This window comes from Actinomadura sp. WMMA1423 (assembly GCF_006547145.1).
Lineage (GTDB): Bacteria > Actinomycetota > Actinomycetes > Streptosporangiales > Streptosporangiaceae > Spirillospora.
The window spans coordinates 2,663,877-2,690,634 of record NZ_CP041244.1; the positions used below are offsets into that span (position 1 = coordinate 2,663,877).

Genomic DNA, 26,758 nt, shown 5'->3' on the forward strand with positions numbered 1-26,758 from the left:
GGCTCCGGACGGGGGCCGGTCAGGAGGCGGCGAGGGCGGCGCCGCCGGCGATGCCGAGGGCCAGGGAGAGCAGCGCGGCCGCGGCGGCGACCGCGGTGGCGACCGCGCCCGGCGCCGGGCGCGGGCCGGACGGGCGCCGGAACAGCGGGACGATCCAGCGCAGGTAGTAGAAGACGCTGGCGACCGTGTTCACGGCGGCGACCACCGCGAGCCAGGCGTGGCCGCCCTCCAGCGCGGCGCCGAACATCAGGACCTTCCCGACGAACACGGCGGTCGGGGGTGTTCCCACGAAGCCGAGCAGGCAGATGACGAGGGACAGCCCGAGGGGCGGGGAGGCGCGGAGCAGCCCGGCGTACCCGGCCAGGTCGTCGCGGCCGGCGGCGACCACGACCGCGAAGGCGCCCAGGTTCGTCACCGCGTAGGCGGCCACGAAGTACAGCAGCGCGGGCCGGGCCAGGTCGGCGCGGCCCGCCATCGCGACCGGGACGAGCAGGTAGCCCGCCTGACTCACGGTCGAGTAGGCCAGCAGGCGCCGGACGTTGTCCTGCCCGAAGGCGGCGAGGTTGCCGAGCGTCATCGTCGCCGCCGCGATCACGGCGAGGAGGGCGGCCCAGCCGCCGGGCGCGGTCTCGGCGCCGAACCGGTAGAGGGCGGCGAAGGCGCCGATCTTGGGGACGGTGGTGACGAACGCGGCGACGGCGGGCGGGGCCCCCTCGGTCACGTCCGGCACCCAGTAGTGGCCAGGGACGGCGCCCGCCTTGAACAGCAGCCCGGCCAGCAGCGCGACGAGGCCCGCCGCGACCGCCGCCGCGGGCGCGTCCGCGAGCCCCGTCCGCAGCACCGGGTAGGCGGTGCCGCGGCCCACGCCGGACAGCAGCGTCACGCCGCCGAGCATGAGGACGCCGAGCAGCGCGCCCATCAGGTAGTACTTCAGCGCGGCCTCGGTCCCGGGCGCGTCCTTGCCGAAACCGGCGAGCGCGTAGGCGGGGATGCTCGCCAGCAGGTACGCGGCGACCAGGACCAGCAGGTCGGACGAGGCGCCCAGCATGATCGTCCCGAGCGCGGACAGCAGCATCAGGACGTGGTGCTCGCTCTCGCGCGGGTGGCCGCGGACCCGCCCGGCCGCCAGCAGGACGGCGCCGAGCGTCGAGCCGAGCACGGTGATCCGCGTGACGTGCGTGATCGCGTCGACGGAGAAGGACTCGAAGGCCATGACCGCGGGACGGGCCGCCGCGGCGCCCGCGAAGGCCAGCCCCGCGACGAGCCCGGCCGAGCAGAGCACCGCGACGGGCCACTGCCGGAGTCGGGGCAGGAACATCCCGGCGACCAGCCCGGCGACCGCGGCGGCCAGCACGCACAGTTCGGGAGCGAGGTCGGCGGGGTTCTCGTTCATCAGCGGCCCACCAGCGCGACGACGGCCGCCGACAGCGGCTCGATCGTGTCGAGCAGCACGCGGGGCGCGACGCCGATGAGCAGCGACAGGCCGAGGAGCGGGAGGAGCGCGGCCAGTTCGGACCGCCGCAGGTCGGTGACGAGCGGGGTCAGTTCTCCGGCGGGCCCGAGGACGGCTCGGTGCAGGACGCGCAGGAACAGCGCCGCCGTGACCAGGATGCCGAGGACGGCCAGCGCGCCGGTGACGGCCGCCGCGGCCGTGCCGCTCCCGATCGTCCCGGCGAAGATCTGGAACTCGGCGACGAATCCGGACAGTCCCGGCAGCCCGAGCGAGGCGAACGCGGCCACCGCGGTCAGGGCGGCGAAGACGGGGGCACCGCGCGCGATCCCGCCGAACCGCCCGAGGTCGTAGCTGCCCGCCCGGTCGTACAGGACGCCGCACAGCAGGAACAGCGCGCCGGTGACGAGGCCGTGGCTGACCATCTGCGTGACCGCGCCGGTGACGGCGAGCCGCCGGGCGTCGGCGTCGCCGGTCGCGTACCCGGCCGCGCCCAGCGCGAGGACGATGTAGCCCATGTGGTTGACCGACGTGTACGCGACGAGGCGCTTGACGTCGTCCTGCGCCAGCGCGACCAGGGCCCCGTAAAGGACGCCGACCAGTCCGACGATCAGGAAGACCAGGGCGTAGCGGCGCCAGGCGTCCGGCAGCATCGGCATCGCGATCCGGACGAGACCGTAGGTGCCCATCTTCAGCATGACGCCGGCGAGGATCGCCGACCCGGCGGCGGGCGCGTCGGTGTGCGCGGGCGGCAGCCAGGTGTGGAACGGCACCACCGGCGTCTTGACGCCTAGCCCGATGCCCACGGCGAGGAGGGTCAGCCCCGCCAGGCCGCCGCTCAGCGGCGGGGTCCGGGTCAGCTCGACCATGTCGAACGTGTGGGGGTCGGCGCCCAGGTAGAGGCCGATGAACCCGAGCAGCAGGATGAGCGACCCCAGGAACGTGTAGAGGAAGAACACCAGCGCCGAGCGCGACCGGTCGCCGTGCCCCCACAGCAGGATCACGAAGTACATGCCGACGATCGACAGGTCGAAGAAGACGAAGAACAGCAGCAGGTCGAGGGCCGCGAACAGGCCCAGGCACACCGTCTCCAGGAAGAGGAACAGGATCGCGAAGGCCCGCACCCGGTGCGCCTGCCGCAGCGAGTACACCGCGCAAGCCGCGAACAGGACGGCGGTCAGCGCCAGCAGCGGCAGCGACAGGCCGTCGACGCCGACGTGGTAGCCGGCCCGGACGGACGGGATCCACCGGACGTTCGTCTCGTACGCGATCCCGGCGCCGGTGCCGTGCGCGGCCCACATGCCGATGACGAGTGCCAGGTTCAGGACGGTGACGCCGATCCACGTCCACGGGACGGCCCGCCGCGGGACCGCGGGCAGCACGAGCGCCACCGCCAGCGGGAGGAAGATCACCAGATTCAGCAAGGGGCTCACCCGGCCAGGACGGCGACGACGACGAGCACCGCGAGCACCACCGCGGCCTGGGCGTAGTACATGTGGACCTGTCCGGTCTGAGGGCGCCGCGCGAGGGCGCCCAGCCCCCGCGCCGCGCGCCCGACCGCGGCGACGAGGCCGTCCAGCCGCGGCTCGACGCGGCGCCCGGCCAGCCCGGCGAGCGCCCGGCCGCCGCGTGCGACGCCCCGGACCGCTCCGTCGACCACCCGGTCGTCGAACCGGGCCAGCGCCCGCGCGGCGGCGAACGCCGGACGGACCACCGCGGCCGACGCGGCGCCCTCCAGCCAGAGCCAGTTCACCGCCCACGCGGGTTCGGGGATCCGCCGGACGGCCATGACCGCGCCAACCGCGAGCACGGCGAGGACGCCGGAGAGCGCGACCAGCCACGGCTCGGGGCCGCTCTCGTCCGGCACGCCGAGCAGCCGCCGCCAGGCGTCCGCGACCGGCGGGACGCCGAGCACCCCGAGCACGGCGGCCGCGAAGGCCAGTACGACCAGCGGCGCCTGCCGCGGGAACGGCACCCGGAACGCGCCGCCTCCGGCCGGACCGAACGCGGCGAGCAGCGCCTTCGCGGCGTAGGCGGCCGACAGGACGGAGGCGGCGAGACCCACCGCGAGGAGGGCCGGCGAGCCGCCGACGCCCGCGAGGACCTCGTCCTTCGTCACCCACAACGACAGCGGCGGTACGCCGGCCAGCGCGAGCGCCCCCGTGCCGAACGCCGCGCCGACCGTCCGATGGCGCCGCGCCGCGCCGCGCAGCGCGTCCAGCCGCCGCGTTCCGAGGACGCCCAGCCACACGCCCGCGCAGAGGAACAGGAGGCTCTTCACCGCGGCGTGCGCGACGAGGTGCGCCGTCGCGCCGCCCACCGCACCGGCGCCCGCGCCGAGCACCATGAACCCGATCTGCGCGCACGTGGACGCGGCGAGGAGCTGCTTGAGGTCGCGCTGCGCGAGTGCGACGGCGCCCAGGACCAGCGCGGTCGCCGCCCCGGCCCAGGACACGAGCGCGGCGGCCCAGCCGGTCGCGGCCAGCAGCGGATGCACGCGCACCAGCAGGTACGCGCCGGCGGCGACCATCGTGGCCGAGTGCAGGAGCGCCGACACCGGGCTCGGGCCGTCCATGGCGCGCGACAGCCAGAACGAGAACGGGAGTTGCGCCGACTTCCCCAGAGCCGACACCGCGATGCCCGCCGCGATCAGGTCCCGCCAGGGGGCGCCGGCGGCGGCGAGGTCGTCGAGGCGCAGGGAGTGGGCCCCGGCGACCGCGAAGCCCGCCGCCGCGTAGAGGCCCGTGTCGGCGGCCCGGGTCGTCAGGAACGCGACGCCGGCCGACCGGACCCGCCGCGCGTCCGCCCACTCGTAGCCGATGAGCGCGTACGACATCGCGCCCATGACCTCCCAGCCCATCAGCAGCAGCACCAGGTCGGTCGCCGTCACCGTGACGGCCATCGCCGCCGCGAACAGCAGCATCAGGCAGTGGAAGCGGGCGCCGTACCCCTCTCCCGCCGCGAAGACGAGGACCGCAGCCAGGACGGCGGCGAGCGTCACGAGGAGGACGGCGGACAACCCGTCCACCGCGAGCCCGCCCGGCCAGCCGGGAAGGAACGTCATCCGCGCCCTCCCTGCGGAGAGTCGCCCTGGTCCGTCCCGCTCATCCGTGCCCGCTCATCCGTGCCCGCTCATCCGTGCCCGCTCATCCCTTGAGGTCGCCCGCGTCGTCGGTCATGTCCACGTCGCGGGCGCGGAACAGGGCGGTGACGACGGCGAAACCCATCGCCATCTCCAGCGCCATCACCGTGATCGCGACGAGGACGAGCACCTGCCCGTCCGCCGTGCCGGGCGAGACCCAGAACCAGAACGCGGCCCCGGCGACCACGATCCCGTTGATCATGAGTTCGAGGCCCATCATCAGCATCACGACCGACTGCTGCGACAGCGCCCCGAACAGCCCGACGCAGAACAGGGCGGCGGCGAGCAGCAGGAACGCCTCCAGCGTCATCGCGCGCCCTCCCCGTCGCGGCCGTCCGCGCCGCCGTAGCGGCCCCGGTGCATGGCGAGCACCACCGTGGCGATCATGGTGGCCAGGATGGCGACGCCGATCACCATCATGACCAGCATCTTCGGCCCCATGATCGCCTCACCGAGCGCCCGCGTGGGGTCGGGCGGCGGCCGGCCCGCCCGCTCCGGCCAGGGGACGGTGAGGACCCCGGCGGCCAGGGCGGCGAAGGCGAGACCGGAGATGGCGAACGCTCCCCGCCGGTTGTGCAGCATCGTCATCGGCATCAGCCCGGCCGGGTTCATCATGTACATGACCATGAAGACGGCCATCACCAGCATCTCCATGATCATCATGAGGACGACCAGCACGCCGAGGTAGTGCAGGTCGATCAGGAGCAGCTCGCCCCCGACGCACAGGAACGACGCCAGCAGCGCGAACGTCGCCCGCGCCATCGAGTCGGCGACGAAGACGGTGACACCCGCCCCGACGGCCGCGACGGCCAGCACCCAGAACGCCACGGCCTCCACGGGCCCCCTCCTCACACGACCACGATCGCGACGACGAGCATCTGCAGCACCGACGCCGGGATCAGGACCGTCCAGGCGGCGGTCATCGCGCGGTCCATGCGCAGCACCGGCAGGCGCCGACGCGTCCAGACCAGCAGCGCCAGGACGGCGCACGTCTTCAGCTGCGACCACAGCCACGCCGGAAGCAGCGGACCGGCCCCGCCCCCGAGGAACAGCGGCACCGCGGCGGCCGAGGCCACCGCCAGCAGCCCGTAGCGTCCGGCCAGGAACACGAGCCGATCGGGCCCGGACAGCTCGGCCAGGACGCCCCCTGCCACGTCGTCGCCGAGGGGGTGGTCGAACGGTCCCCAGAAGGCCATCGCCGCCGCCGAGACCAGGTAGACCGCGAACGCGACCGGCATCCAGACCGCGAACCACAGGCCGTCCTGCGCCTGCCCGATGACGCGCAGGTCGAGCGAGTGCGCGGCGAGCGAGGCGGTGATGAGCGCGAACATGTGCGGCAACTCGTAGGCCAGTCCCTGCGCGAGGAACCGGTAGCCGCCGACCAGCCCGAACGCCGAGTTGACGCCCCAGCCCGCGAGCCAGACCGACCCCCAGGCGACGACCTCCATCGCGTTGAACCAGACGACGCCGATCCGCGTCCCGGCGGCGACGCGGTCGCCGAACGGCACCACCAGCGCCGCCAGGGCCGCCGCCACCGGCAGCGACACGACCCCGATCCTGGTGAGCAGCACGTCGGCCCTGGCCGTGACGCGCCGCTGGGTCGTCAGCAGCCGCGCGGCCTCGCGGAACGGCTCGGCCGGACGTCCCGCGAACGCGCCGCCGAGCGACGCCGCCGCCACCGCGAGGACTACGAGGACCAGCACCTCAACCATCGGCGACCGCCCCGAGGTCGGGATCCAGGCTCGCGACGACCAGCCGGGCCTGGGCCAGTTCCGCCCCTCGGAGGAGCACCGGCAGGACGACGGCGGTCTCGTCCCAGCTCTCGCGCGGCCGGACGGGCCGTCCTTCCAGTGCCGCACCGATCTCGCGCAGCCAGCCGTCCAGCCGCTCCTTCACGAAGCCCCGCGTCATCCATGCCAGCGCGCGCGATCGCCCGACCATCCGGGCGAACGACGCGAACCGCCGTGCCAGCGCGTCGTCGGGGGTGCCGTCCAGAGCCTCGTCCCGCAGCGCGGCGGCGCGCTCTCCGGCCGCCTCCCAGCCCGCCACGCGCAGCAGCCGGGAGAGGCTGTCGAGACGGGACGCGGCCTGGCGCTCCTCCGTCCAGAACGTCCCACCGCCGGTGTCGACGGCGGTGGCCTCGGCCGCCTGGACGACGTCCCCCTGCAAGGTCAGGTCGACCCGCAACCCCGCCGGCCAGTACGGCAGGACGGGGCCGAGCGGCACGTGCAGCACGTCCAGCTTCAGGCCGTCCCGGTCGTCGGCGCGGTCGGCCATGCCGGCCTCCAGGGCGAGGGCCGGCCGCGGGCCTCCGGCGACCCCGTCCAGGTCGGGAGCCGAGGCGCGGACGCGCGGCTCCGGCATGTCCCGCCAGACCACGTCTATCGCCTCGGCCAGCGCGGACCCGGGGTTCCCGCAGACCACCAGCATCCCGGTCTCGGCGGGCGACAGGGCGGGACGCCACCCGCGCTCTCGCAGCGCCCGCTCGACCGCGAGCCGGTCGGGCGTGCCGTCCGCCGCCGAGACGACGAACGGGCGCGGCGCGGCGAGCCGCCGCAGCCACCCGCGCGGCCCCGGCTCCAGGGGCCGTCTCAGACCCACCGGAACGCCCCCTCCCGCCATGCGTAGAGGACGCCGACCAGCAGCAGCGCCAGGAAGGCGAACATCTCCACGACCGCCTTGGCCCCGATCGACGCGACGACGAGCGCCCACGGGTACATGAAGACCATCTCCATGTCGAAGGCGAGGAAGACCATCGCCACCGTGTACCAGCGCACGTGGTAGCGGGACACCGCGTGCTCGGCCGGGCGCGCCCCCGACAGGAACGGCCCGCTCTCGAACCCGCGGGGCGCCGCCGCGAGAGAGACGGCGTACACCCCGGCGATCAGGGCCGCCACCAGCCCGAGGACCGAGAGGACGGCGACGGACGACGGCATTGCCCCTCCGGGGTACGGGTAGCTGCTAGTCGCCCTCTACCTGATCGGCCCCTCGGTGAAACATCACCAGGCCCGGACGGCCCCGGCGGCAGGACTCCCGCGCGCCCGCGTCAGGCGTGGCGGACGCGGTCGGCCTCGGCCGCGGCGAGGATCATCTCGTCCACGACCCATCGGGCCTCCGGGGACAGGTCGACCAGGGCGCGCAGCACCTCCGGCCGGATGATGCCCTGCTCGACGTCCCGGCGGAGGGCCTTCAGCGTGAGGTCCTCGCCGATGGGCCCGGACTCGCCGGCGAAGCCGAAGTAGCCGATCGGCACGCCGAAGAACGTGGCGAGCGCCGTCAGCGTCTTCAGCTGGGGATTCTCCTGCCGTCCGGTGCGCAGCTTCCACACGGTGGTGGACGAGATGTCCTCTCCGGTGGCGCGCGCGATGGCGGCGGCCGTCTCCACGTTGTTGCGCGGCGGGTCCGCGTCCGCCGGCCAGAGGTTCTGGATCAGCCACTCGACCTTCTCGGCAAGGGACGCTCCCGGCGGCACCTCGTCCGCATGACGCTGCATTCGGCTCCCACTCCCCCCATCGCCAGCGATTTAAGTTGACCACATCCTCGTTCGTCAGCCAAGGACATGCGCTCGGACGGGGAGGGCGGCGCCGGACCCGCCACCCTCGACAGGCCCCCGCCCGCAGGCGGGACGGGCCGCCGCGCGACCCGGCCGACCGGGCGGCGCCGACGCGAATTGCCGCGAAATTCCCGCCGCCGATCGGCACACCCACGGCACCGGCGGCCCACCACTTTCCCCCGCAGCGGCCGCGCCAAGGATATCCATTTTCATTACGCCGAGGAATCCAATATAAAACGCATTATTCAATCCGGCATTAACGACAAAAGCGCCAATCTGCCCCAGGCGAACCATCGCGCGGCAATGACCTCGGGCGACCCCGTGGCCGCGGTCTTACAACGGCACATGATGCCAGGTAACGCCCAAGGTCAGGAGGGGATTCCCGCATAAATACCCCAGCGGCGTCGGGCTGATCGTCAATGATTTCCCTCACCGCGCCCGCCCGGATGGGATCTCTCCGGCGCACCGGGCAAGTGGTGCGTCGATGCCAGACGGGGCGAAGCCGGTCGCCTCCCGTCCGCGCGCGACCGAATCCTCAATTCCAGTTCTTCGGCGACATCCATTCCACTAGCATGTTGTTCGCTCGCTCACGGGACCGGGAATGCCCGGCCGGGCCAAGAGGTTTTCGAGGACGCGGAGGGGCGGTCGGGGGGGCCGCCCCTCTCGCATGCCCGCCACAGGCCGAGCGCGAGCGCCGGCCGGCGGCGAGAGGGCCGCGAGCCCGTCAGAGACTGGTGACCAGGGTCTCGGCGAAGCGGCGGATGGCGTCCTCGTCCCGCTTGTAGAAGTGCCAGGCGCCCATCTTCCGCCGGGTGACGAGGCCGGCCTGGTGCAGGATCTTCAGGTGGGCCGAGACGGTCGGCTGCGACATGCCCGCCCGCTCCTGGATGGTCGACACGCACACCCCTTCGACGTCGAAGTCGCCGACCGCCTGGTGGCCGAAGTTCGCGGCGGGGTCCCTGAGCCACTGGAGGATCTCCAGCCGCGCGCGGTTGGAGAGGGCGCGCAGCACATCGACCTCGATCCCGTGCACCACGTCGCTCATGAGGCCAGGGTAGCCGCAGCCTCCGGGGGTGGCGGCACGCACGCGACGGCGCTCCGGCCCCTGACCGCAAAGCTATATTTGAATTTAGCTATATAGCGATGTAGCGTTCTCCCGGCACAGGCGGCACCGCGGTCCGGCCCCGGACCCGCGGCCATCGACGGCAGGGAGCACGCCAATGAGGATCGGAATTCTGGGCACCGGGCGCATGGGGACGAGGCTGGCGGCGATGTACGCCGGCGCGGGCCACGAGGTCGTGCTCGGGTCCCGCGACACAGGCCGCGCCCACCGCATCGCCGAGGGCCTCGCCCTCCCGGGCCTCACCGGCGGCGACTACGACCGGGCCCTGGACGCGCCCGTCGTCCTGCCCGCCGTCTTCCTGCGCGACGGCCTGCTGACCCGGCTGGAGTCCCTGCGCGCGGCGCTCGCGGACAAGATCCTCATTGACATCACCAACCCGTTCAACGCCGACTACAGCGACTTCATCACCCCGTGGGACACCAGCGGCGCCGAGCAGATCGCCGCGACGCTGCCCGCCACCCGCGTCGTCGGCGCGTTCAAGAACGTGTGGTGGGAGGTCTTCGACGCTCCGGACTTCGACGGCCTCGCCAGCGACGTCTATGTCGTCTCCGACGACGAGGACGCCAAGAGGCAGGTCATCGGACTCGGCGAGGGGACGCCCTTCCGCTACGTCGACGCGGGCCGGCTGAGCAACGCCCGCACCGTCGAGCGGATGACGCTGCTCAGCGGTGAGATGGGCGCCCGCCTCGGCTTCTTCCCCCGGATGAACTACGCGCTGCTCGGCCGGCCGTGGCGGCCCGGCCAGGCCGACGGCACCGTCGGCGCGCTGATCGCCCGGCCCGAGGGCGACGCCGGATGAGCGGCGCGACCGAGCGCCTGCGAGCGGCGGGACTGCACCTTCCCGAGCCGCCCCGGCCGCTCGGGCGGTACGTCCCCGCCGTGGCGGCCTCGGGCCTGCTGTTCCTCAGCGGGATGCTGCCGCTGCGCGACGGTGAGCCCCTCCTGACGGGTCGCCTCGGACAGGAGCTCGATCCGGCGGCGGGCCGCGAAGCCGCTCGGGCGGCTGCCCTCAACGCCCTGGCCGTCGCCGACGCCGGAACGGGGCTGGACTCGGTGGCGCGCGTGGTGCGGCTCGCGGTGCACATCGCCTGCGATCCCGGGTTCGGTGACCACGCGGCCGTGGCGGACGGAGCGTCGGAGGTCTTCGACACCGCCTTCGCCCCCACCCGCCACAGCCGGCTCGTCTTCGGCTCGGCCGCCCTGCCCGCCGGGATGCCCGTGGAACTCGAAGTCGTGCTGGAGGTGGGCGCCGCGACCTCCCCCGGTCAGCTCTGACTCGTCTTCGCGGGCGCCCCACCTCGGCCGGGCGGCGGGCCGGGGGCGTCGAAGCCGAGCGCGTGGTGCATCTGGTCGGCCGTCCACGCGGCGTACTCCTGCTCGCTCCACCCCCGGATGCGCACGAGTGAGCGGTAGTGGGACGGATCGTTGAACATCCATACGACGTCCACGGCGCGCTCGCGGTCCAGGCGGAGCGAGCCGGGGCCGAGCAGCGCCTCGAGGCGATCGATCACCATGGCGGCGCCGAGGCGCCGGTTGCGCTGCATCGTCTCCCACAGCTCGGACGGCTCGGGGCCCTCGTCCGCGGCCCGGCGCACCACCTCGAAGATCTCCGCGGAGCGTCCGCCGATGAGGCGGCAGACCTCGGCGTAGGCGTCCAGGACGGCCCGCGGCGTCCGCCCTTCGAGGACCGGCCGGAACCAGGGGCGCTCGGCGACCGGCACCGGCTCGTCGTCGCCCGCCAGCGCCTGGTCGACCACTTCGCGCAGCAACGCGGCCTTGGAGCCGAAGGCCGCGAAGGCGGTCGGCCGCGCCACCGCGGCCTCCCCGGCGATGTCGGCCAGGGACGTGGCCGCGTAGCCGCGCTCGACGAAGAGCCGGTTCGCCGCCGCGACGATCGCCTGGCGGGTCTGCCGGGCCCGCCGGTCGCGCAGCGGCGAGTCGTACCGGCGCCGGCCGCGGCCGGCCGGAGTGTCGTTGACGCCCATCGCCAGGCATACTAGCGTGCTATTCAATAGACACTGTCTCGCCAAATTGGAGGCGGCATGGCGTCCGTCGTCCGTCCCTACATGCTGGGAAGCGCCGAGGGCCAGGCGCTGTGGTTCCTCGGCAACCTCGTCACCGTCAAGGCCGCCGGAGCGCAGACCCGGGGCCGGCTCACGGTCGCGGAGTTCCTCAACCCGGCCGGCTTCGCCCCGCCGCTGCACCGTCACCTGGAAGAGGACGAGATGTTCTACGTCCTGTCGGGTACGGCCCGCTTCCTGTGCGACGGGGAGGAGCTCACCGCCCGCCCGGGAGACTTCGTGCTCCTGCCGGTCGGGCTCCCCCACACGTTCGTCGTCGGATCCGACGAGCCGCTGCGCTGCCTGCAGATCACCACGCCGTCCGGCTTCGAGGACTTCGCCGCGGAGGCCGGCGCCCCCGCCCCCGAGCGCCGGCTCCCGGAACCGGGCCCCGTGGACCCCGCGGCCCTGGGCCACGCCGCCGCACGCCATCACATCGAGATCCTCGGCCCTCCACCGAGCGTCCATCCGGTCTCCTAGGCGCGCGGGGCAAGGCCGGGTGCGGGACCGGTCGCCGCCGGTCGCACGGTCGGGTTGACCCTCCTGTTACGGGAGGCTCGAAGATCGGTGCATGAGCGAATACGTCAGTCCCGTCCCCATGCCGGCGGTCGACGCGGTGGCGCCCGAGGTCCACAAGGGGATCTACGGCATGCCGATGTTCGTCCGCGTGCCGACGGGCGACCTCGAGGCATCGAAGGACTTCTGGGTCCGGGGGCTCGGGTTCATCGATCTCTTCTCCGTCCCGGACCGGCTGGTCCATCTGCGGCGCTGGGCCTTCCAGGACGTCCTCCTCGTTCCCGGAGAAGGGGGCGGGGAGGCCGCGGGCATGAGCGTCAGCTTCGCGTGCGTCCTCGGCCAGCTGGACGAGCTCGCCGCGCGTTGCGAGGAGCTCGTGCCGGGGTGCACCGAGGGCCCCGCCGACATGCCGTGGAACTCCCGGGAGCTGACGGTCGTCACGCCGGAGAACGTCCAGGTCGTGATGACCGCGGGTCTGCCGCTCGATCCGAACGGCCGGCGGGCGGACGAGCTGCGGGCGATGGGGATCGAGGTGCCGGGCGTTTGAGAGTCCACCCACCGGGGGGCCTCACCGTGGGCCGGGCGGCCGCGCTCGTCGGGGTGACGGTGAAGACGCTGCACCATTGGGACGCGATCGGCCTCGTGCGCCCCACCGGGCGCACGAGGGCGGGGTACCGGGTGTATTCGGGTGAGGACGTCGCCCGGATGTACCGGGTCCTCGTCTACCGGGAGCTCGGGCTGCCGCTCGCAGAGATCGGCCGGCTGCTCGACGACCCCGGGACCGACGCGCGGGACCATCTGCGCCGTCGGCGGGAGCAGCTCGTGGAGTGCGTCTCCCGCCTCCAGGAGAGGTTGTCCTTGGTCGACCGCCTGACGGAGACGCTGGAGAGCGGGATGCGGCTGACCACGGAGGAGCAGAACGCGATCTTCGGGGACGGCTGGCGGCCCTCCTGGGCGCAGGAGGCCGGGGAGCGCTGGGGCGGCAGCGCGCAGTGGGCGCAGTACGCCGGGCGGGCGGCCGCGATGACTCAGGAGGACTGGAAGGAGGTCGCGGCCGAGACCGGCGCGCTGGAGGCCGACCTCGCCGCCGCGAAGGGCGCCGGTGTCGCCCCCGGCTCCGCGGCGGCGGGCGCCCTCGCGGAGCGGCACCGCGCCCTGCTGTCACGGCACTTCGACTGTACGCACTCGATGCACGTGTGCCTCGGCCGGACGTTCACCGCCGATCCCAGATTCAGCGAGCACTACGACGCGCTCGCGCCCGGACTGGCCGCCTGGCTGCACGACGTGATCGCCGCGAACGCCGAGGCCCGGGGCGTCGACCCGCGCTCGGCGACGTGGGAGTGATCTCAGGTGCGCGGCGCGTACATGATGACCAGGACGCCGAGGACGCAGACCGCGGCGCCCGCCACGTCCCAGCGGTCCGGGCGGAAACCGTCCATGACCATGCCCCAGACCAGGGACCCGGCGACGAACACGCCTCCGTAGGCGGCCAGCACGCGGCCGAAGTCGGCGTCGGGCTGGAAGGTCGCGACGAACCCGTACAGGCCGAGGGCGACGAGGCCCGCGCCGATCCACCAGCCGCCCCGGTGCTCCCGGACGCCCTGCCAGATCATCCAGGCGCCGCCGATCTCCGCCACGGCGGCGAGGGCGAACAGGACCAGGGACCGCGCGATCGTCATACGGGAACCGTACTCACGTGCCCGAACGCTCCGGCACGGTCCCGGGGCCCGCGAGTTCGGAGAACGGCAGCGGGCAGCACGGCTCCCCCGCGCAGGCGATCAGGTCGTCGCAGCCGGCGTCGAGCGCCTCGACCAGCGTGGACCGGATCACCTCCAGATCGGCGATGCGCCGCTCCACCTCCTCCAGCTTCGCGCGGGCCCGCGCGGCCAGCCCGGCGTCGCGCCGGCCGTGCCGGTGCCGTGCGGCCTCCAGCAGCCCGGCGACCTCGTCCAGGCTGAACCCGAGCCGCTGCGCCGTCTTGATCACCCGCAGCACCGTGACCGCCTCGGCCGGGTAGAGCCGGTGCCCGCCCAGCGTCCGCGCGGGCTCGGCCAGCAGCCCCCGCCGCTCGTAGTAGCGCAGCGTCTGCGGGTTCACCCCGGCCGCCGCCGCGACCTGGCCGGAGCGCAGCCCCTCGTACCCGTGCGGCGGCACTCCGGACGGCGGCGTGCCCGTGATCGGCGCGTTGGCCATTCCCGCTCCTCGTCCCAGCCGCCCCGGCCGGCGGCCATGATCCGACGGTAAGCCCGTACCCGGCTACCGGTTGCAACCCCGCGGTGCCCGGAGCGCATCCCGCCGCCGACAGGACGGGCGCGGCGGGACGGGCTCGGATGCACGGCGGGTCGCGGACTCAGACGGTGGCGCCGCCCCTGACGCGCGGCCCCTGACACCCCCTATCGGGTGCTCGCGGCGATCGACTGGAGTTCTCGTGCGATCAGCGCCGTCGAGTTGAACAGCAGGATTCCGGCGCCGCGGACTCGCCATTGAGCGGCCTGCTCGACCGTGTCGACCAGGACGCATAGTGCGCAGTCCGGGGAGGCGATGACATCCGCGGCGATCTGGTTCACCGCCGCGGTAACGTCCGGATGGTCCAGTTGGCCCGGCACGCCCAGGGACAGGGACAGATCGCTCGGACCGATCCACACCGCGTTGAGCCGCTCGGTCTTCGCGATGTCGTCGCTTCGATCCACCGCCTTCTTGTCCTCGATCTGCGCCACCACGATGGTCTGCTCCGCGGCGTCGGCCAGATGCCGTTCCACCGGTACCGTTCCCTGGCGTCCGGCCCGGGTGCTGATCGCCAGGCCCCGTACCCCGGCGGGCGGGTAGTGCGCGGCCCGCACCGCCGCCTGGGCTTCCTCGGCACAGGAGATGTGGGGCACGATGATCCCGGCGGCGCCGGCGTCGAGGGCGCGCAGGACCGGCAGGGGTTCGTGGTCGCCCACCCGTACGAGGGCCGCGATGCCGGCGGCGTCCGCGGCGCGGAGGTGGTGTTCGAGTTCCGTCACCTCGGCCGCGCCGTGTTCGGTGTCGATGACGACGAGATCGAAGCCCGCGTGGCCGGCGAGTTCGATGACGGCCGCGGCGGGCATCTTGACGATCAGGCCGATGACGACGTCACCACGGGCGATGCGCCCGGCCAGGGGCTCTGGCGTGTGCTTCACGATGGCTGGCTCCCATTCCGTCCCTGGTCGGGAACCCTCAGGGGCAGGTTGTGATCAGGCTGGAGCGGCACTGCCCGGCCTTTCCAGCATGGAGATGGCCCGGGCGAGCGCGTCTTCGCCTCCGACGTTTCCCGGGAAGATCACGTAAGGAACGCCGGGATACCGTGTCTCCGTGCCCAGCCGGAGCGCCGACACCCGGCCAGGGAACAACTGCCCCAGGACGGACGCGCGCCGCATGCCCAGTCCGTGGACGGCGACCTCATGGGAGGTGATGCCGCCCTTGGCGATCACGTAGCGCAACGGCGCCTCCGGTGACAGCCGCGCGACGACCTCGCAGACCCCGTCGGAGATCCGGCGGGCCATCGCAAGGCTCTCCTGCCGGTCGTGGTCGGCGGCGCGTACCGTGCGGGAGGTCACCAGCCCGGCATGGCCGTGCGGAACCGCCGCCTCCAGCGTCCTCACCGCCTGATCGACCGCCTGTCTCCGCCGGTCAGGGCGCAGGAGCAGGTCAACGTCGAGTTCGACCACGGTCAGCCCGTGGACGCGCACGGCAGCGGCGAGTTGCCGGCTCGTCAGCGCCGTGTGGGAACCGACCACGCTCAGACCGTACGGCCGGTCCTGCGCCGTCGCGTGGTCGAGCAGTTCGACGCCCGTGAGCGCTCCGCGCGGGGGCTGCCCGGCAAGGGCACGGACGAATGACGGCCCCGTGCGGTAGACGAACCGCCGGCCGGCGCGTTCGGCGGCCTGACACGCGAGCGCCAGGGCCTCCAGATCGGCCGGCGTGCGGGCGTTGGCGACGGTGACGGCTCCGTCCGACAGCGAGCCGAGGATCCGGACCGCCGCGCCGCCGTGGCGCAGATCGTCCAGCGAGATCGAGCACACTCGCGCCGGGGTCGGGGCCCGTGACGCGACCCATTTCCGCAGGTCCTCCTCCCGGTATCCGAACGTGGGATCACGAGCGAACTCGGTCCGCGCGGCCGGCACCGCCCGGCCGCCAGGCTGCACCACCCACTGCACGTCGCCCTCGGTGTACCGGCCGGCTTCCGGATACGCGGGGGCGAACACCACCCCGTCGACCGGCCGGCCGGCGTCGCGGCATGCGGTCAGGATGGCCCTGAGCTCGGCCTGGAAGTGTCCCCTCAGGGTCGAGTCGCTCCGGCTGACGAAGACCGGCCGGGCGCCGGCGCGGCCGGCCGCCTCGATCGCCGTCCGCACGAGTCGGCGGCAGGCTTCGGCGGCGGCCTCCTCGGGCAGGCTGCGGCTGTTGGTCCAGACGAACACCGGACGGCGGTCCCGGGCGCTCGATACGAGGTCATCGGCCGTCGGCTCCACGTTCACGGCGACGTCGTGTACGGCCTGGGAGCCGGTCGGATCGTCGTCGAGGACCACCGGCCAGACGTTGGTCTCGGCATTGTGGGCGCGGATGAGCGGCAACGCCGTGCCGCGCGGCGGATTCGCCACGGGGCCGTCGTGCGCGGAAATGCTCATCTCTTCCCCGGCCGGTTCCAGCCGCGCCCGGTGTCTCCCGGCGCCTCCCAGCCGTCGGGCGTGACGATCAGCGTGTCTTCGAGCTTGACGAAACCCGCCTCCTGGTTCTCCACCCACGTCTCGATCGACAGCACGAGGCCGGGTTCGAGCGGTGCCTCCGCGTGGTCGGCGGGGTAGGGCACCGGTCCGGTGGCGGTCAGCCGTGGGACCTCATGGGTGATCAGGCCCATTCCGTGTGCGACGAAGTACATCTCCCCCCGGTGCCCGCAGCCGGCGAGCGCCTTCTCCGCCGCGGCGAAGACGTCGCCGCCCCGGCGGCCCGGCGCCACCGCCGTGCGCGCGGCCTGCTGCACCGACTCGACCTCATCCAGGAGCTCGGTCATCAGGGCGGTCGGCTCGCCGGCCACCGCCATGCGAGCCAGGTCGCCGATGTAGCCCTGGTACATGCCGCCGGAGTCGAGGGAGAGCACCTCGCCGTCCCGCCAGATCCGGTCGGACGGTGCGCGGTTGAGGTCGGGACCGGTGGAGACGAGGCAGTAGTCGAAGACCATCCCGCGGGCGGTCTGTGCGCGACGGAACCGTTCGACGATGTCGGCCTTGCTCTGCCCCGGCCGGGACTCGGCGAAGGTCTCCAGCATCGAGTCGATGATCCCGGCCGACGCCGTACGGACCAGGGCGAGTTCCTCGGCCGACTTGATGGCGCGCATCGCCTCCAGCAGCTTCTGGGCCTCGACGAACGTCGCGCCTGGCAGTTCACCGCGCAGGACGTCCCACGCGTCGGCGGGCAGGAACGCCTTCTCCACCGCGATCGTCGCGGTGTCCAGACCGCGGCGGCGCAGCCCCTCCGCGACCGCGCGGCCCGTGTCGGCGCTGGACCAGGACACGTGCTGGACGTCGGGCACCCAGAGCGGGAACACATCGGTCCCCCACGTCTCGTTCCCGCAGCCGACGTAGAACGCCTGCTCCGGTGTCCCCCGTCGGTACATCAGCGCGGGCAGGTAACGGGACAGCCCGATGGCGTCCATGTTCGCGAAGAAGAAGTAGCGGTAGCCGCCGAGCATGTGCTGCAGGTTGAAACGCGTGGTCGCAACGACCGCATCGACGCCGATCTCGTCCATCAGCGTGTCCAGGCGCCGTGCATCGAAGGGAAGGTTCACGGTAAGGCTCCGGTCGGTGGTCTTCCCGGCGGTGGCCGGTCGGCTCTGAGGAGGGTCAGAAGTGGAAGGAGTCGATGTTCTTCGCGTCGAAGATCAGGGGCTTGCCCAGCAGGATCGTGTCCGGCGCGATGAACTCGAGCCTGCCGAGCCGTCCGGCGTCGAGGTGGTTGCCGACACCGGGCTTGAGGGTCCCGTCGACCTGCGCCTTGGCCATGTGGACCGCCGCGTATCCGATATCGGTCGGGTTCCACAGGCACACTTCTTTGATCGTCCCGTCCTTGATGAAGGGACGGACGAGGCTCGGCACGCCGAGGCCGGTGATCGCGACTTTGCCCTTGAGGCCGAGTTCCTTGACGGCCTGCGCGACGCCGGGCGTGGCGATCCCGGTCACCGCCCACACGCCGTTGATCTCCTTGTGGGCGCGCAGATAGTCGAGTGTCACCTGGCGGGACTTCGCCAGGTCCTCGTTACCGGGAAGTACCGCCTTGATCTTCATCTCGGGATACTTCGCCGCGATGTACTTGCGCATCTCCGCGATCCAGCGGTTCTGGTTCGGTGCGGTCAGAACGGCGGTGACGATCAGGAAGTTTCCGCGACCGTCCGTCTGCCTGGCCATCATGTCGACCAGGGTCTGTCCCATGCCGGCGAAGGTCGCCTGGTTCAGGAACGTCTGGCGTGAGTCCGGGGCCGCGTCGGCGTCGAAGGTCGAGACCTTGACACCGGCGGCCTGGGCGCGCTTCAGCGCCGGCGCGATGGCGTTCGCGTCGTTCGCCGACACCGTGATGGCGCTGTATCGCTGCTGGACGTACTGGTCGACCAGGTCGGACTGTTTGGAGACGTCGGCATCGACCGGTCCGTTGAAGCTGAACGAGACGCCGAGTTCGGCGGCGGCGGCCCGGCCGCCCTGCTCCGCGGCTTTGAAGTAGGGGTCGCTGGTGAACTTGGGGATCATCGCGATCCGAACCTGGCCGCCCTTTTCCGTGGCGACGCCGGAGTTGCCGACCGTGCCACCGCAACCAGCGGCGAAGGTCGCCAAGCCTGCCAGGATTCCGACGACTAGTAGCGTGGGGGATCTGCGCATCAGATGGCTCCGATCTGGGGTGGGGAGTATGCGCCGACTGCGGTTAGGAACGCTTGGCCTGAGTGACTTCGTTGACGAGCACGGCGGCGATCAGCACGGCGCCTTGGACGAACAACGCGAATGAACTGGACATGCCGGACAACGTCATCCCCTGCGCCAGGAACGCGAGGATCAGGATGCTGAGCACGATTCCCGCGATACTGCCGCTCCCGCCCTTGACATCCGCGCCACCGAGCACGACGGCGGCGATCGCCTGGAGTTCGAGGCCGAGGCCGGCGTTCCCGCGCGCGGTGGAGACCCGGGAGGTGTAGATGATCGCCGCGATCGCCACGAGAACGCCCAGGATCACGTAGACGGCGCAGCGGGTCTTCAGCACGGGGACCCCCGACATCCGCGCCGTCCTCGGGTTGATGCCCAGTCCGAACACGTACCGTCCGAAGCGGCTGCGCTCCAGGACGAGCCAGATCGCGATCGCCACGATCACGAAGACGACGAGTTGTCCGGGAACCACACCGCCGATGTAGTACTGGCCCAGATAGGCGAACCAATCGGGGAACCGTGACACCGCGTCCGCGTCGGAGACGATGTACGCCAGCCCACGGAACAGGGAGAACGTGCCGAGGGTGACGGTCAGCGGGCTCAGGCCGAGGCCTGCGACCAGGATGCCGTTGAGCAGGCCGCCCGCCGCCCCGACGGCGACGCCGGCGGCGAGCGCGAGCGCCGGGGGCATGCCCGCCGCGTAGGAGAAGCCGACCGTCACCGAGACCAGGGCCAGCAGCGAGCCGACCGAAAGATCGATCCCGCCGGTGACGATGACCAGCGTCATGCCCATTGCGATCAAGCCCGACTCGGCGAAGAAGCGGGACGTGTCAAGCATGTTCTGGAGATTGAGAAAGTAGGGCGAGGACAGCGAGAACAGCGTGATCTCCGCCAGCAGCACGATCAGCAGGACCGTTTCGCGCCGGAGCTTGGGAAGCTTGCGGACCAATGCCGAGCCGACGATCGTCGACACTGTGATCACCTCAGAATCCTGCGACGCAGTGCGTCGGCCGAAATCGCCATAAGGATGAGGGCGCCGAGCACGAAGTCCTGCCAGGTGCCCGCCACGCCTGTCAGGGTCAGCGCGTTGAGGATGACGCCGATCAGGATCGCGCCGACCAGTGGCGCGGCGGTCGATCCGCGGCCGCCGGCGACGCTCGTGCCACCGACGACGACGGCGGCGATGACCTGGAGCTCGAACCCCGTGCCGGCGGTCGCCTGCACCTGTCCGACCTGGCCCAGGTAGATCATCGACGCCAGGCCGACGCAACCGCCGGCGACCACGAACGACCAGAACCTGGTCCGGCGGGGAGACAGTCCGGCGAGCAGCGCCGCCCGGGAGTTCCCGCCGACCGCGAAGACGTTCCGACCCCAGGTCGAGTGGATGTTGACGAGGCCGAACGCCAGCGCCGCAAGGAACAGAACGATGATCGGCATGGCCCCGCTGCCGAGGAACTGCGACCCGGCCGGAGGGTTGAAGACGAGTCCGCCGGCGCGGTCCAGGAACTGGCCTCGGATGATGTTCATCATCCCGAGGGTCACGATGATCGACGGCAGGCGCGCCGCCGTGCTCAGCAACCCGTTGACGGCGCCGACGACCAGCCCGACCCCGATCGCGGCGGCCAGCGGAAGCAGCACTCCCCCGGAGCGCTCGGCGACGGCGCCGGCGACGGCCGCGGTGAGGCCGAGCAGAGAGCCCGTGCTGATATCGATCTCTCCGGCGAGGATCACCTGGTTGACGGCGAGCGCGACCACCCCCGTCACGGCGACCTGGCTGATGATCCCCTGAAGGTTGCCCGGGCTGCGAAAGCTCGGCAGCGCCACCGCCAGCACGATCACGAAGAGCACCAGGAACGCCAGCGAGGCGACGTCCGGACGCTGCGCGGCGCGGCCGATGCCGGACCGACGGGGCAGCGCGACGACTCCGGTCATATCCGTGCCCCCCGCTGTTCGTCGCGGGGCGCGGACGCTCCGATCGGCACGCCGGTCGCGGCCGCGCCGACGAGTTCGGCCGTGGCCTCCCGATGGTCGAACTCGGCCGTGATCCGGCCTTCGCGGAGAACGAGGATGCGGTCGGCCATGCTGAGCACCTCGTCGAGTTCGGAGGAGATCAGCAGGATGGCCTTCCCTTCCGCGGCCAGATCGTCGATGAGCCGGTAGATCTCGGCCTTCGCACCGACGTCCACACCGCGCGTGGGCTCGTCCAGGATCAGCAGTGCCGGTTCGCGCGCAAGCGCCTTGGCGACGGCGACCTTCTGCTGGTTTCCGCCGGACAGGAGCCCGACAGCGGTGCCGACCGAGGGCGTCCTGATCGCAAGGTGCTCGCGGAAACGGGTGGCGAGCCGGTCCTCGGCACCGCGGTCGACCAGGCCGAACCGGGAGAACTTCTCCAGGCTTCCGAAGCTGATGTTCCGGGAGATGGAGAACGGCAGGACCAGCCCGTCCGCCCTGCGCTCCTCCGGCACGTACGCGATGCCGAGTTCCTGAGCGTGCCGCGGCGATCGGGGGCGGACCGCCCGGCCCCGAAGTCTGATCGTGCCCGCCGACACCGGGTCGGCGCCGAACAGCGCCCGTGCCACCTCGCTGCGGCCGGCGCCGATGAGGCCCGCCAGGCCCACTATCTCGCCGGCGTGCACGGTCAGGTCGATGTCCGCGAACTCACCTGGCCGGGTGAGGCTCTCCACCTCCAGGACAGGATCACCGGCGGGCCGGCGATGCCGGGTGTACAACTGCTCCAGCGGCCGTCCGACCATGAGGTGGATCAACTCCCGCCGGCTGAAGGTGCTCGCCGGAGCGGTCTTCATCAGGTGCCCGTCCCGCAGCACGCTGATCATGTCCGAGATCTCGAAGATCTCCTCCAGCCGATGCGAGATGTAGATGACGGTGACGCCTCCGCCGCTCAGATCGGAGATCGTCTCGAAGAGGCGCACGGCATCCTGATCGGTCAGGCTCGCCGTCGGCTCGTCCATGATCAGGATCTGCGCGTCCCGCAGCAGCGCCCGCGCGATGGCAACCATCTGCCGCACGGCCGGGCGCAGTCCGCTCACCAGTGCCTCGGGGTCGATGTCGGCGTTCAGGCGCTCGAACAGCTCACGGGCCCGCGCACGCATCACCGAACGGTCGATGAGCCCCAGCCGCGTACGGGGCCGGGGGCGGCCGACGTACAGGTTCTCCGCGACCGTCAGCTCGTCGAACAGCTCGAGCTCCTGGGGGATCATCGCTATCCCGGCTCGTTCGGCGTCGTGCACGGAGGCGAAGGAGACCTCCTCGCCGTCGACGTGCAACGAACCCGCGTCGGGCCGCTGCACACCGTCGATGATCTTCATCAGCGTGCTCTTGCCGGCTCCGTTCTCGCCGACCAGGGAGTGCACCTCCCCGCGGAGCACGGTCAGATCAACACCTTCGACGGCGGTCACCCCACCGAAGTGCTTCGAGACCCCCCGTAGCTCTATCGCGGGGACCGGGGGCTGGGCTTCGTTCATGAGTTCGCCACTCCAGGCACTCTCGAAGGGTCCGACCGTTGTTCTGACGATCGGCCCTCCCGCATCACCAACGTAACGTCGGGTTCTGGTAGCGGTAACGTACGGGACGCTTGGTCCACCGGTCAACCAATCCATCGAGAATTGGTTGACCAATCTGATGGCCGGAGCTTAGATTCGGGCGGACCGCCCCGCGGCCCGGGCATCCGGAGCGGTGTCGTGCCCGGGCCTCCGGGATCAGGCGGATGCTCCAACACCCCCGATGGGAGAAACCATGAACACTCCGGCCGGCGCAGCACCCGACGAGGTGGTCAGCGGCGTCGATGGCAAACGGATTCTCGACCGGTTCCGGCTCGATGACAGGTCCGCGCTGGTCACCGGAGGAGGGACCGGGATCGGCCGCGCCTTCGCGCACGCGCTGGGTGAGGCCGGTGCCCGGGTCGCCGTGGTCGACCTGGACGCGGACCGCGCGGCGACGGTCGCCGCCGAGCTGGCGGCAAAGAAGATCGAAGCCGTCGCCCTTCAGGCGGACGCCTCGGACGAGGCGGACATCGAACGCTTCGTGGCCGAGACCGTCGCCGCGTTCGGCGGCCTGGACATCGCGGTGAACAACGCGGGCATCAACCTCAACTCCGCCGCCGAGGACACACCGGCCGGGGAGTGGGACAAGGTCTTCGCGCTCAACACCCGCGGGGTCTTCCTCGCCTGCCGCGACGAGGCACGCGTCATGTTCGGGCAGGGGTACGGGAAGATCATCAATACCGCGTCGATGGCTTCACTGATCGTCCCGCACCCGCAGAAACAGGTGTCCTACAACGCCTCCAAGGGAGCCGTCGTGACGCTCACCCGCACGTTGGCCGCCGAGTGGGCGGACCGCGGCGTCCGCGTGAACGCGATCTCGCCGGGCATCATCCGCACCGCCCTGATCGAGCAGTCCGAGGCGCTCGCCCCGCTCGTCGACGAATGGCTGTCGGGCATCCCGGCCGGCCGGCTCGGCGAGGTGACGGACCTGCAGGGTGCCGTCGTCTTCCTGGCGAGCGCCGCCTCCGACTACATGACCGGCCACAACCTCGTCATCGAGGGCGGCCAGACACTCTGGTAGCCCGTGCTCCCCCGTCTTTCGAAGAGGATCACCATGTTCCCACCCTCCCTCCTCCAACGATTCGGCCGCCGGGTACGCCTCGGGCTCGTCGGCGGCGGCCTCGACTCGGTCATCGGACAGACCCACCTCCTCGCGTTGCGCGCCGACGGCCTGGCCGACGTGACCGCCGGAGCCATGAGCGTCGACCCGGAGACGGCCTCGGCCTCGGCCGCGCGCCTGCTCGTCCCGCAGGACCGGACGTATCTCGACTGGCGGGACATGCTCGACCGCGAGCGGAACCGGCCCGACGGCGTGGACGTGGTGGTCGTCATGACGCCACCGCACCTCCACGCCGAGATCGCCGAGGCGTTCCTGTCCGCCGGGATCCACGTGCTCTGCGAGAAGCCGCTTTGCGCAACGGCCGCGGACGCACGGAGACTGGCCGACGCGGTGGCGGCCTCCACCGCCCTGTTCGGGCTGACCCACTGCTATACCGGCTACCCCATGGTCCGGGAGGCCCGTACTCTCGTCCGCACCGGCCTGATCGGACGGGTGCGGTTGGTCGAGGGCCAGTTGGCCGCGGGCGATCCCGGTGTACTCCGAGAGCCCGACGCCCCCGAAGACCGGCACTGGCGGTTCCGCCAGGCCATCGCCGGCAAGGGGGCCGTGCTGGGTGAGGTCGGCAGCCATGCCCACAACCTCGCCGAGTTCGTCACCGGGCGGCGGGTGACCGAGGTCTACGCCCACCTGAGCACCGTCGCCGAGCGCCGAGAGGTGTACGACAACGCCTATCTGACCGTGGGCTTCGAAGAAGGCGCCGTCGGACGTCTCTGGTCCAGCTTCGTCGCCGCCGGGAACGAGCACGGGCTGGAGCTACGCGTCTTCGGCGACGACGGTTCCCTGCACTGGCGGCAGGAGGATCCCGAGTACCTGTGGCTCCGGCGGCCGGGAGCGTCGGCGACGCGCCTCTCGCGGGGCACAGGCGAACCCGGTGCGGCCGCGCGTGCCGCCACCCGCTTGCGGGCCGGTCATCCCGAGGGCTACGTGATGGCTTTCGCGACGCTGTACCGGGACTTCCTCAGCGCGGTCATCGCGGCGGGGCTCGGCGAGGACCCGGCTGAGCACCTTTCGCTACTGCCGTCCGTGGAGGACGGGCTCAGCACCCTGCTTCTGGCCGAAGCCGCCCTCGCTTCCCACAACGCTGGCGCCGTGCGGCCGCTGGCACGCCGGGGCTGACCACCCGCTTCCCCGTCATCGCCGCGGCTCTGCTCACGCGACACCCTCGCGGCCGTCCAGCATGCTGGCCCGCAGCCGCCGGGTCGCCCGATCCATGTGCGCCAGCATCGCCGCCCTGGCCGCCTCGGCGTCGCGTTCCTCCACCGCCTTGAGAATCGGCTGATGCATGGCCAGGGAAGTCTCGGTCTCCCCCGCCGTTCGGATGACACGCGAAGCCCACGCCTGCAGGAGCGACTGCACGTTGGTCAGCACACTCGCAAGCACGCTGTTACCGCTCGCCTCCGCGAGCTGGAGATGGAAAGCGATGTCGGCCTGCACATATGCGTCGAAGTCGTCACCCGCGACCTCCATCTCGTGGGCCGACTCCACCAGGCGCCGAAGCTGCTCGTCCGTCCGCCGCTCGGCAGCCCAGCCGGCCAGTTGCACTTCGAGGACGTAGCGCGCTTCCAGCAGATCCTCCAGCCGCTTCTCCCCGAGGAGCAGCCCCCACTCGATGACCTGCGGGAGGAGGTCGGAGCTCGATCGGCTCAGATAGGTGCCGTCACCCACCCGCTGCTCCAGCAGACCCAGGAGGCTCAGTGACTTGATCGCCTCACGTACGGTCGAGCGCCCTGCCGACAGGGCCTCGGCGAGCTGCCGCTCCGATGGTATCCGCTGCCCCGGAGCCAACTCTCCGGACAGGAGGTAGGACAACAGCCTGCGCGTGAGCTCGACCCCAGGCGCTTCGCGCCGGACGTTGTCCGGCTGCGGTAGTGGCGCGATCATTGAGACCCCTAGAGGACACTGGTAAACCGGTCTACCAATCATAGCGCCGAGGGCGGGCGTCGATCGTGCTGAGCGGTACCAGCCGAAGCTCCGCCCGCCGCCCCGGGATCGGGCGGTAAGCCTGCACATCGCTCCCGGATGCGGCCCCGCGGTCCCCCGAGCCCGTCCCGCCGCCGACATGACGGCACGGTGGGATGGGCCCGTCGGGATGTAACGCGGGTGGCGGGCTCAGACGGCGGCGCCGTCGCTGATGTGCAGGACCGCGTCGGCCGTGTCGAGGATCGCCTGGTCGAGCGGGAAGTAGCCCTGCGCGGGCGTGGTGTCGGTGCGCACCCGGGCGGACGGGACCGCGGCGGCCGGGGTCAGGTCCCAGGTGCTGACGCGGCCCTGCAGGAGGCCCTCGAAGGTGGCCGGCCCGGGCTCCCCGAGCTCGATGGTTTCGCTGCGTCCCAGGCTGCCCGCGACGAAGACGTACCGCTCGTCCAGCAGCGACGCGAGGATGGCGCCGGTGCCGAACCAGGTGAGGTCCATGTCCGCCATGCGCATGCGGCTCGGGTTCCGCTGCAGGTGGGTGTTGTGCGCGAAGACGAGGGTCGGGCCGCGCCGGGCCTCCTCGTCGCGGATGTCCAGGAGGTTCTGGGCCATGAGCGCGTCCCGGGCGGCGCCCAGGCGGGAGATGCGGGCGTCCTGCGCGATGCGCTGCGCCGCCCGCTTGTGGTACCGCAGCAGGCCGAGCCCGGCGGTGAGGTGGATCCTGGCCCGGGTCCACTCGGTGCGCGACGTCGCCGCGATCAGTTGCGGGGCCCGCTCGTACAGGGCGGTGAGCATGTCGTCGGCGATCGTCCGCAGCTTCCCGGCTTCCGCCGTGGCGCCGATCGACATGGCCGGGTCCATGACCGCCTCCGGGCGGCTCCATCTCTGGTCGTCGCCGGTGAGGGCCGCGATGTCGAGGTCGAGCCCCATGTAGTCGCGGGCACGTTCGAGGTAGCCGCGCGGACTCGGGGCGCTGAGGGTCTCCATCGGCGCGTCGATGCCGTGGAAGGCCAAGCGCTCGTGCGGGGGACGGCCCGCGTTGTGCTCCCGCATCCAGGCGACCAGCGCCCGGTTGGCGTCCAGGTCTCCGAAGCCGTGCGAGAAGCCTTCGCTCATCACGGCGTCGAGGGTCCCCTTTCCCTCCCGGACGAAGTCGTCGACGGCGAGGGCGGCCACCCGGTCGGTCTCCATGGCGACCGACCGGAAGCCGTGGCCGGCCAGCCGCGGGAGCAGGTCGTTGCGGAGCCGCCCGAAGGCCGGTTCCCGGTGCGTCGGCTCGCCGAGGGCCAGCAGGTCGCATGACGGGGGCGCGAAGTCGCGAATGTCCTGAGTCATGTGGTGAAATCGTATCGTTGAAAAACCGAGTGAAACTTTCCTGCTCATGACCAAGCAAA

29 protein-coding genes are annotated in these 26,758 nt (G+C 72.0%); 7 read left to right on the forward strand and 22 right to left on the reverse strand.

Annotation, left to right across the window (positions count from 1 at the left end; all coding sequences use genetic code 11):
* Positions 1-19 precede the first annotated feature (19 nt).
* From FKD65_RS12360 to FKD65_RS12405, 10 genes are all read right to left on the reverse strand, one after another.
* Entirely contained in the window at positions 20-1,393 is a 1,374-nt protein-coding gene (locus tag FKD65_RS12360; RefSeq protein ID WP_141577639.1) for an NADH-quinone oxidoreductase subunit N, read from the reverse strand.
* Positions 1,393-2,883, reverse strand: a complete 1,491-nt coding sequence (locus FKD65_RS12365; protein WP_240810110.1) for an NADH-quinone oxidoreductase subunit M — start codon at positions 2,881-2,883, stop codon at positions 1,393-1,395. Before FKD65_RS12365 ends, FKD65_RS12360 begins: the two co-directional genes overlap by 1 nt.
* Positions 2,880-4,514, reverse strand: a complete 1,635-nt coding sequence (locus tag FKD65_RS12370; RefSeq protein ID WP_141577640.1) for an NADH-quinone oxidoreductase subunit L — start codon at positions 4,512-4,514, stop codon at positions 2,880-2,882. The genes FKD65_RS12365 and FKD65_RS12370 overlap by 4 nt, the downstream gene beginning before the upstream one ends.
* 82 nt (positions 4,515-4,596) lie before the next feature.
* On the reverse strand, positions 4,597-4,902 hold the full coding sequence (gene nuoK / locus FKD65_RS12375; RefSeq protein ID WP_141577641.1) for an NADH-quinone oxidoreductase subunit NuoK: 306 nt from the start codon (positions 4,900-4,902) through the stop codon (positions 4,597-4,599).
* On the reverse strand, positions 4,899-5,429 hold the full coding sequence (locus tag FKD65_RS12380; RefSeq protein ID WP_141577642.1) for an NADH-quinone oxidoreductase subunit J: 531 nt from the start codon (positions 5,427-5,429) through the stop codon (positions 4,899-4,901). The genes nuoK and FKD65_RS12380 overlap by 4 nt, the downstream gene beginning before the upstream one ends.
* 11 nt (positions 5,430-5,440) lie before the next feature.
* Positions 5,441-6,304, reverse strand: a complete 864-nt coding sequence (locus tag FKD65_RS12385; protein WP_141577643.1) for a complex I subunit 1 family protein — start codon at positions 6,302-6,304, stop codon at positions 5,441-5,443.
* Positions 6,297-7,193 carry a hypothetical protein gene (locus FKD65_RS46240; RefSeq protein ID WP_302931598.1) on the reverse strand — a complete coding sequence of 299 codons (897 nt, stop codon included), beginning with the start codon at positions 7,191-7,193 and terminating at the stop codon, positions 6,297-6,299. Before FKD65_RS46240 ends, FKD65_RS12385 begins: the two co-directional genes overlap by 8 nt.
* Positions 7,184-7,528 (reverse strand): NADH-quinone oxidoreductase subunit A, encoded by a 345-nt coding sequence (locus FKD65_RS12395; protein WP_141577645.1) that lies wholly within the window; start codon positions 7,526-7,528, stop codon positions 7,184-7,186. Before FKD65_RS12395 ends, FKD65_RS46240 begins: the two co-directional genes overlap by 10 nt.
* A gap of 110 nt (positions 7,529-7,638) precedes the next feature.
* Positions 7,639-8,085, reverse strand: coding sequence for a helix-turn-helix transcriptional regulator (locus FKD65_RS12400; RefSeq protein WP_141577646.1), 447 nt, complete (start codon positions 8,083-8,085; stop codon positions 7,639-7,641).
* A 784-nt stretch (positions 8,086-8,869) separates the two neighbouring features.
* Positions 8,870-9,190 carry a helix-turn-helix transcriptional regulator gene (locus FKD65_RS12405; RefSeq protein WP_141577647.1) on the reverse strand — a complete coding sequence of 107 codons (321 nt, stop codon included), beginning with the start codon at positions 9,188-9,190 and terminating at the stop codon, positions 8,870-8,872.
* A 175-nt stretch (positions 9,191-9,365) separates the two neighbouring features.
* Between FKD65_RS12405 and FKD65_RS12410 the strand changes: the two genes are divergently transcribed.
* Together FKD65_RS12410 and FKD65_RS12415 are read left to right on the forward strand one after the other, a co-directional pair.
* Complete coding sequence (locus FKD65_RS12410) at positions 9,366-10,067, forward strand: NADPH-dependent F420 reductase (protein WP_141577648.1); 702 nt, start codon at positions 9,366-9,368, stop codon at positions 10,065-10,067.
* The gene (locus FKD65_RS12415; protein WP_141577649.1) at positions 10,064-10,543 is read left to right on the forward strand and encodes a RidA family protein; all 480 of its coding nucleotides are present in this window, start codon (positions 10,064-10,066) and stop codon (positions 10,541-10,543) included. The genes FKD65_RS12410 and FKD65_RS12415 overlap by 4 nt, the downstream gene beginning before the upstream one ends.
* On the opposite strand, the gene FKD65_RS12420 is transcribed toward FKD65_RS12415, so the two are convergent.
* Entirely contained in the window at positions 10,534-11,253 is a 720-nt protein-coding gene (locus FKD65_RS12420; protein ID WP_141577650.1) for a TetR/AcrR family transcriptional regulator, read from the reverse strand. The two genes, FKD65_RS12415 and FKD65_RS12420, sit on opposite strands and share 10 nt — an antisense overlap.
* A 57-nt stretch (positions 11,254-11,310) precedes the next feature.
* On the opposite strand from FKD65_RS12420, the gene FKD65_RS12425 reads away from it, so the two are divergent.
* The 3 genes from FKD65_RS12425 to FKD65_RS12435 all read left to right on the forward strand — a co-directional run bounded on the left by FKD65_RS12425 (position 11,311) and on the right by FKD65_RS12435 (position 13,188).
* Complete coding sequence (locus tag FKD65_RS12425; protein ID WP_141577651.1) at positions 11,311-11,808, forward strand: cupin domain-containing protein; 498 nt, start codon at positions 11,311-11,313, stop codon at positions 11,806-11,808.
* Positions 11,809-11,899: 91 nt separating this feature from the next.
* Entirely contained in the window at positions 11,900-12,391 is a 492-nt protein-coding gene (locus FKD65_RS12430) for a VOC family protein (protein WP_141577652.1), read from the forward strand.
* Positions 12,388-13,188: a MerR family transcriptional regulator gene (locus FKD65_RS12435; RefSeq protein WP_141577653.1), complete on the forward strand. Its 801-nt coding sequence runs from the start codon at positions 12,388-12,390 to the stop codon at positions 13,186-13,188. Before FKD65_RS12430 ends, FKD65_RS12435 begins: the two co-directional genes overlap by 4 nt.
* A 2-nt stretch (positions 13,189-13,190) precedes the next feature.
* Here FKD65_RS12435 and FKD65_RS12440 read toward each other — a convergent pair whose 3' ends face one another.
* The 9 genes from FKD65_RS12440 to FKD65_RS12480 form a co-directional block, all read right to left on the reverse strand.
* Positions 13,191-13,523 carry a YnfA family protein gene (locus tag FKD65_RS12440; protein WP_141577654.1) on the reverse strand — a complete coding sequence of 111 codons (333 nt, stop codon included), beginning with the start codon at positions 13,521-13,523 and terminating at the stop codon, positions 13,191-13,193.
* A gap of 13 nt (positions 13,524-13,536) precedes the next feature.
* Positions 13,537-14,037 carry a MerR family transcriptional regulator gene (locus tag FKD65_RS12445; protein WP_141577655.1) on the reverse strand — a complete coding sequence of 167 codons (501 nt, stop codon included), beginning with the start codon at positions 14,035-14,037 and terminating at the stop codon, positions 13,537-13,539.
* A gap of 200 nt (positions 14,038-14,237) precedes the next feature.
* The gene (locus FKD65_RS12450; protein WP_205718642.1) at positions 14,238-15,005 is read right to left on the reverse strand and encodes an HpcH/HpaI aldolase/citrate lyase family protein; all 768 of its coding nucleotides are present in this window, start codon (positions 15,003-15,005) and stop codon (positions 14,238-14,240) included.
* Between the two features lie 54 nt (positions 15,006-15,059).
* Complete coding sequence (locus FKD65_RS12455) at positions 15,060-16,493, reverse strand: four-carbon acid sugar kinase family protein (RefSeq protein ID WP_141577656.1); 1,434 nt, start codon at positions 16,491-16,493, stop codon at positions 15,060-15,062.
* Complete coding sequence (locus FKD65_RS12460) at positions 16,490-17,650, reverse strand: Xaa-Pro peptidase family protein (RefSeq protein ID WP_205718643.1); 1,161 nt, start codon at positions 17,648-17,650, stop codon at positions 16,490-16,492. Before FKD65_RS12460 ends, FKD65_RS12455 begins: the two co-directional genes overlap by 4 nt.
* Before the next feature lie 55 nt (positions 17,651-17,705).
* A complete protein-coding gene (locus FKD65_RS12465) occupies positions 17,706-18,686 on the reverse strand; it encodes a substrate-binding domain-containing protein (protein WP_168221017.1) in 981 nt (326 codons plus the stop codon).
* 88 nt (positions 18,687-18,774) lie between these two features.
* Complete coding sequence (locus FKD65_RS12470; protein WP_205718644.1) at positions 18,775-19,743, reverse strand: ABC transporter permease; 969 nt, start codon at positions 19,741-19,743, stop codon at positions 18,775-18,777.
* 5 nt (positions 19,744-19,748) lie between these two features.
* Positions 19,749-20,609 carry an ABC transporter permease gene (locus FKD65_RS12475; protein ID WP_168221018.1) on the reverse strand — a complete coding sequence of 287 codons (861 nt, stop codon included), beginning with the start codon at positions 20,607-20,609 and terminating at the stop codon, positions 19,749-19,751.
* Between the two features lie 89 nt (positions 20,610-20,698).
* Positions 20,699-22,186, reverse strand: coding sequence for a sugar ABC transporter ATP-binding protein (locus FKD65_RS12480; RefSeq protein WP_240810111.1), 1,488 nt, complete (start codon positions 22,184-22,186; stop codon positions 20,699-20,701).
* A 337-nt stretch (positions 22,187-22,523) separates the two neighbouring features.
* Here FKD65_RS12480 and FKD65_RS12485 point away from each other — a divergent pair, with 337 nt between their 5' ends.
* Both FKD65_RS12485 and FKD65_RS12490 read left to right on the forward strand, forming a co-directional pair.
* A complete protein-coding gene (locus FKD65_RS12485) occupies positions 22,524-23,351 on the forward strand; it encodes an SDR family NAD(P)-dependent oxidoreductase (RefSeq protein ID WP_141577660.1) in 828 nt (275 codons plus the stop codon).
* A gap of 33 nt (positions 23,352-23,384) precedes the next feature.
* Positions 23,385-24,566, forward strand: coding sequence for a Gfo/Idh/MocA family protein (locus FKD65_RS12490; protein WP_141577661.1), 1,182 nt, complete (start codon positions 23,385-23,387; stop codon positions 24,564-24,566).
* A gap of 33 nt (positions 24,567-24,599) precedes the next feature.
* Here FKD65_RS12490 and FKD65_RS12495 read toward each other — a convergent pair whose 3' ends face one another.
* Positions 24,600-25,331: a FadR/GntR family transcriptional regulator gene (locus tag FKD65_RS12495; protein WP_141577662.1), complete on the reverse strand. Its 732-nt coding sequence runs from the start codon at positions 25,329-25,331 to the stop codon at positions 24,600-24,602.
* Between the two features lie 228 nt (positions 25,332-25,559).
* Positions 25,560-26,699, reverse strand: coding sequence for an erythromycin esterase family protein (locus tag FKD65_RS12500; protein ID WP_141577663.1), 1,140 nt, complete (start codon positions 26,697-26,699; stop codon positions 25,560-25,562).
* Between the last annotated feature and the right edge of the window lie 59 nt (positions 26,700-26,758).

Excerpts from the sequence above, each read along its gene's own strand:
- FKD65_RS12360 (WP_141577639.1), bottom strand. The coding sequence starts at position 1,393 with ATGAACGAGAACCCCGCCGACCTCGCTCCCGAACTGTGCGTGCTGGCC.
- FKD65_RS12370 (WP_141577640.1), bottom strand. The coding sequence starts at position 4,514 with ATGACGTTCCTTCCCGGCTGGCCGGGCGGGCTCGCGGTGGACGGGTTG.
- nuoK (WP_141577641.1), bottom strand. The coding sequence starts at position 4,902 with ATGACGCTGGAGGCGTTCCTGCTGCTCGCCGCCGCCCTGTTCTGCGTC.
- FKD65_RS12385 (WP_141577643.1), bottom strand. The coding sequence starts at position 6,304 with ATGGTTGAGGTGCTGGTCCTCGTAGTCCTCGCGGTGGCGGCGGCGTCG.
- FKD65_RS12395 (WP_141577645.1), bottom strand. The coding sequence starts at position 7,528 with ATGCCGTCGTCCGTCGCCGTCCTCTCGGTCCTCGGGCTGGTGGCGGCC.
- FKD65_RS12400 (WP_141577646.1), bottom strand. The coding sequence starts at position 8,085 with ATGCAGCGTCATGCGGACGAGGTGCCGCCGGGAGCGTCCCTTGCCGAG.
- FKD65_RS12405 (WP_141577647.1), bottom strand. The coding sequence starts at position 9,190 with ATGAGCGACGTGGTGCACGGGATCGAGGTCGATGTGCTGCGCGCCCTC.
- FKD65_RS12410 (WP_141577648.1), top strand. The coding sequence starts at position 9,366 with ATGAGGATCGGAATTCTGGGCACCGGGCGCATGGGGACGAGGCTGGCG.
- FKD65_RS12415 (WP_141577649.1), top strand. The coding sequence starts at position 10,064 with ATGAGCGGCGCGACCGAGCGCCTGCGAGCGGCGGGACTGCACCTTCCC.
- FKD65_RS12420 (WP_141577650.1), bottom strand. The coding sequence starts at position 11,253 with ATGGGCGTCAACGACACTCCGGCCGGCCGCGGCCGGCGCCGGTACGAC.
- FKD65_RS12425 (WP_141577651.1), top strand. The coding sequence starts at position 11,311 with ATGGCGTCCGTCGTCCGTCCCTACATGCTGGGAAGCGCCGAGGGCCAG.
- FKD65_RS12430 (WP_141577652.1), top strand. The coding sequence starts at position 11,900 with ATGAGCGAATACGTCAGTCCCGTCCCCATGCCGGCGGTCGACGCGGTG.
- FKD65_RS12440 (WP_141577654.1), bottom strand. The coding sequence starts at position 13,523 with ATGACGATCGCGCGGTCCCTGGTCCTGTTCGCCCTCGCCGCCGTGGCG.
- FKD65_RS12445 (WP_141577655.1), bottom strand. The coding sequence starts at position 14,037 with ATGGCCAACGCGCCGATCACGGGCACGCCGCCGTCCGGAGTGCCGCCG.
- FKD65_RS12455 (WP_141577656.1), bottom strand. The coding sequence starts at position 16,493 with ATGAGCATTTCCGCGCACGACGGCCCCGTGGCGAATCCGCCGCGCGGC.
- FKD65_RS12485 (WP_141577660.1), top strand. The coding sequence starts at position 22,524 with ATGAACACTCCGGCCGGCGCAGCACCCGACGAGGTGGTCAGCGGCGTC.
- FKD65_RS12490 (WP_141577661.1), top strand. The coding sequence starts at position 23,385 with ATGTTCCCACCCTCCCTCCTCCAACGATTCGGCCGCCGGGTACGCCTC.
- FKD65_RS12495 (WP_141577662.1), bottom strand. The coding sequence starts at position 25,331 with ATGATCGCGCCACTACCGCAGCCGGACAACGTCCGGCGCGAAGCGCCT.
- FKD65_RS12500 (WP_141577663.1), bottom strand. The coding sequence starts at position 26,699 with ATGACTCAGGACATTCGCGACTTCGCGCCCCCGTCATGCGACCTGCTG.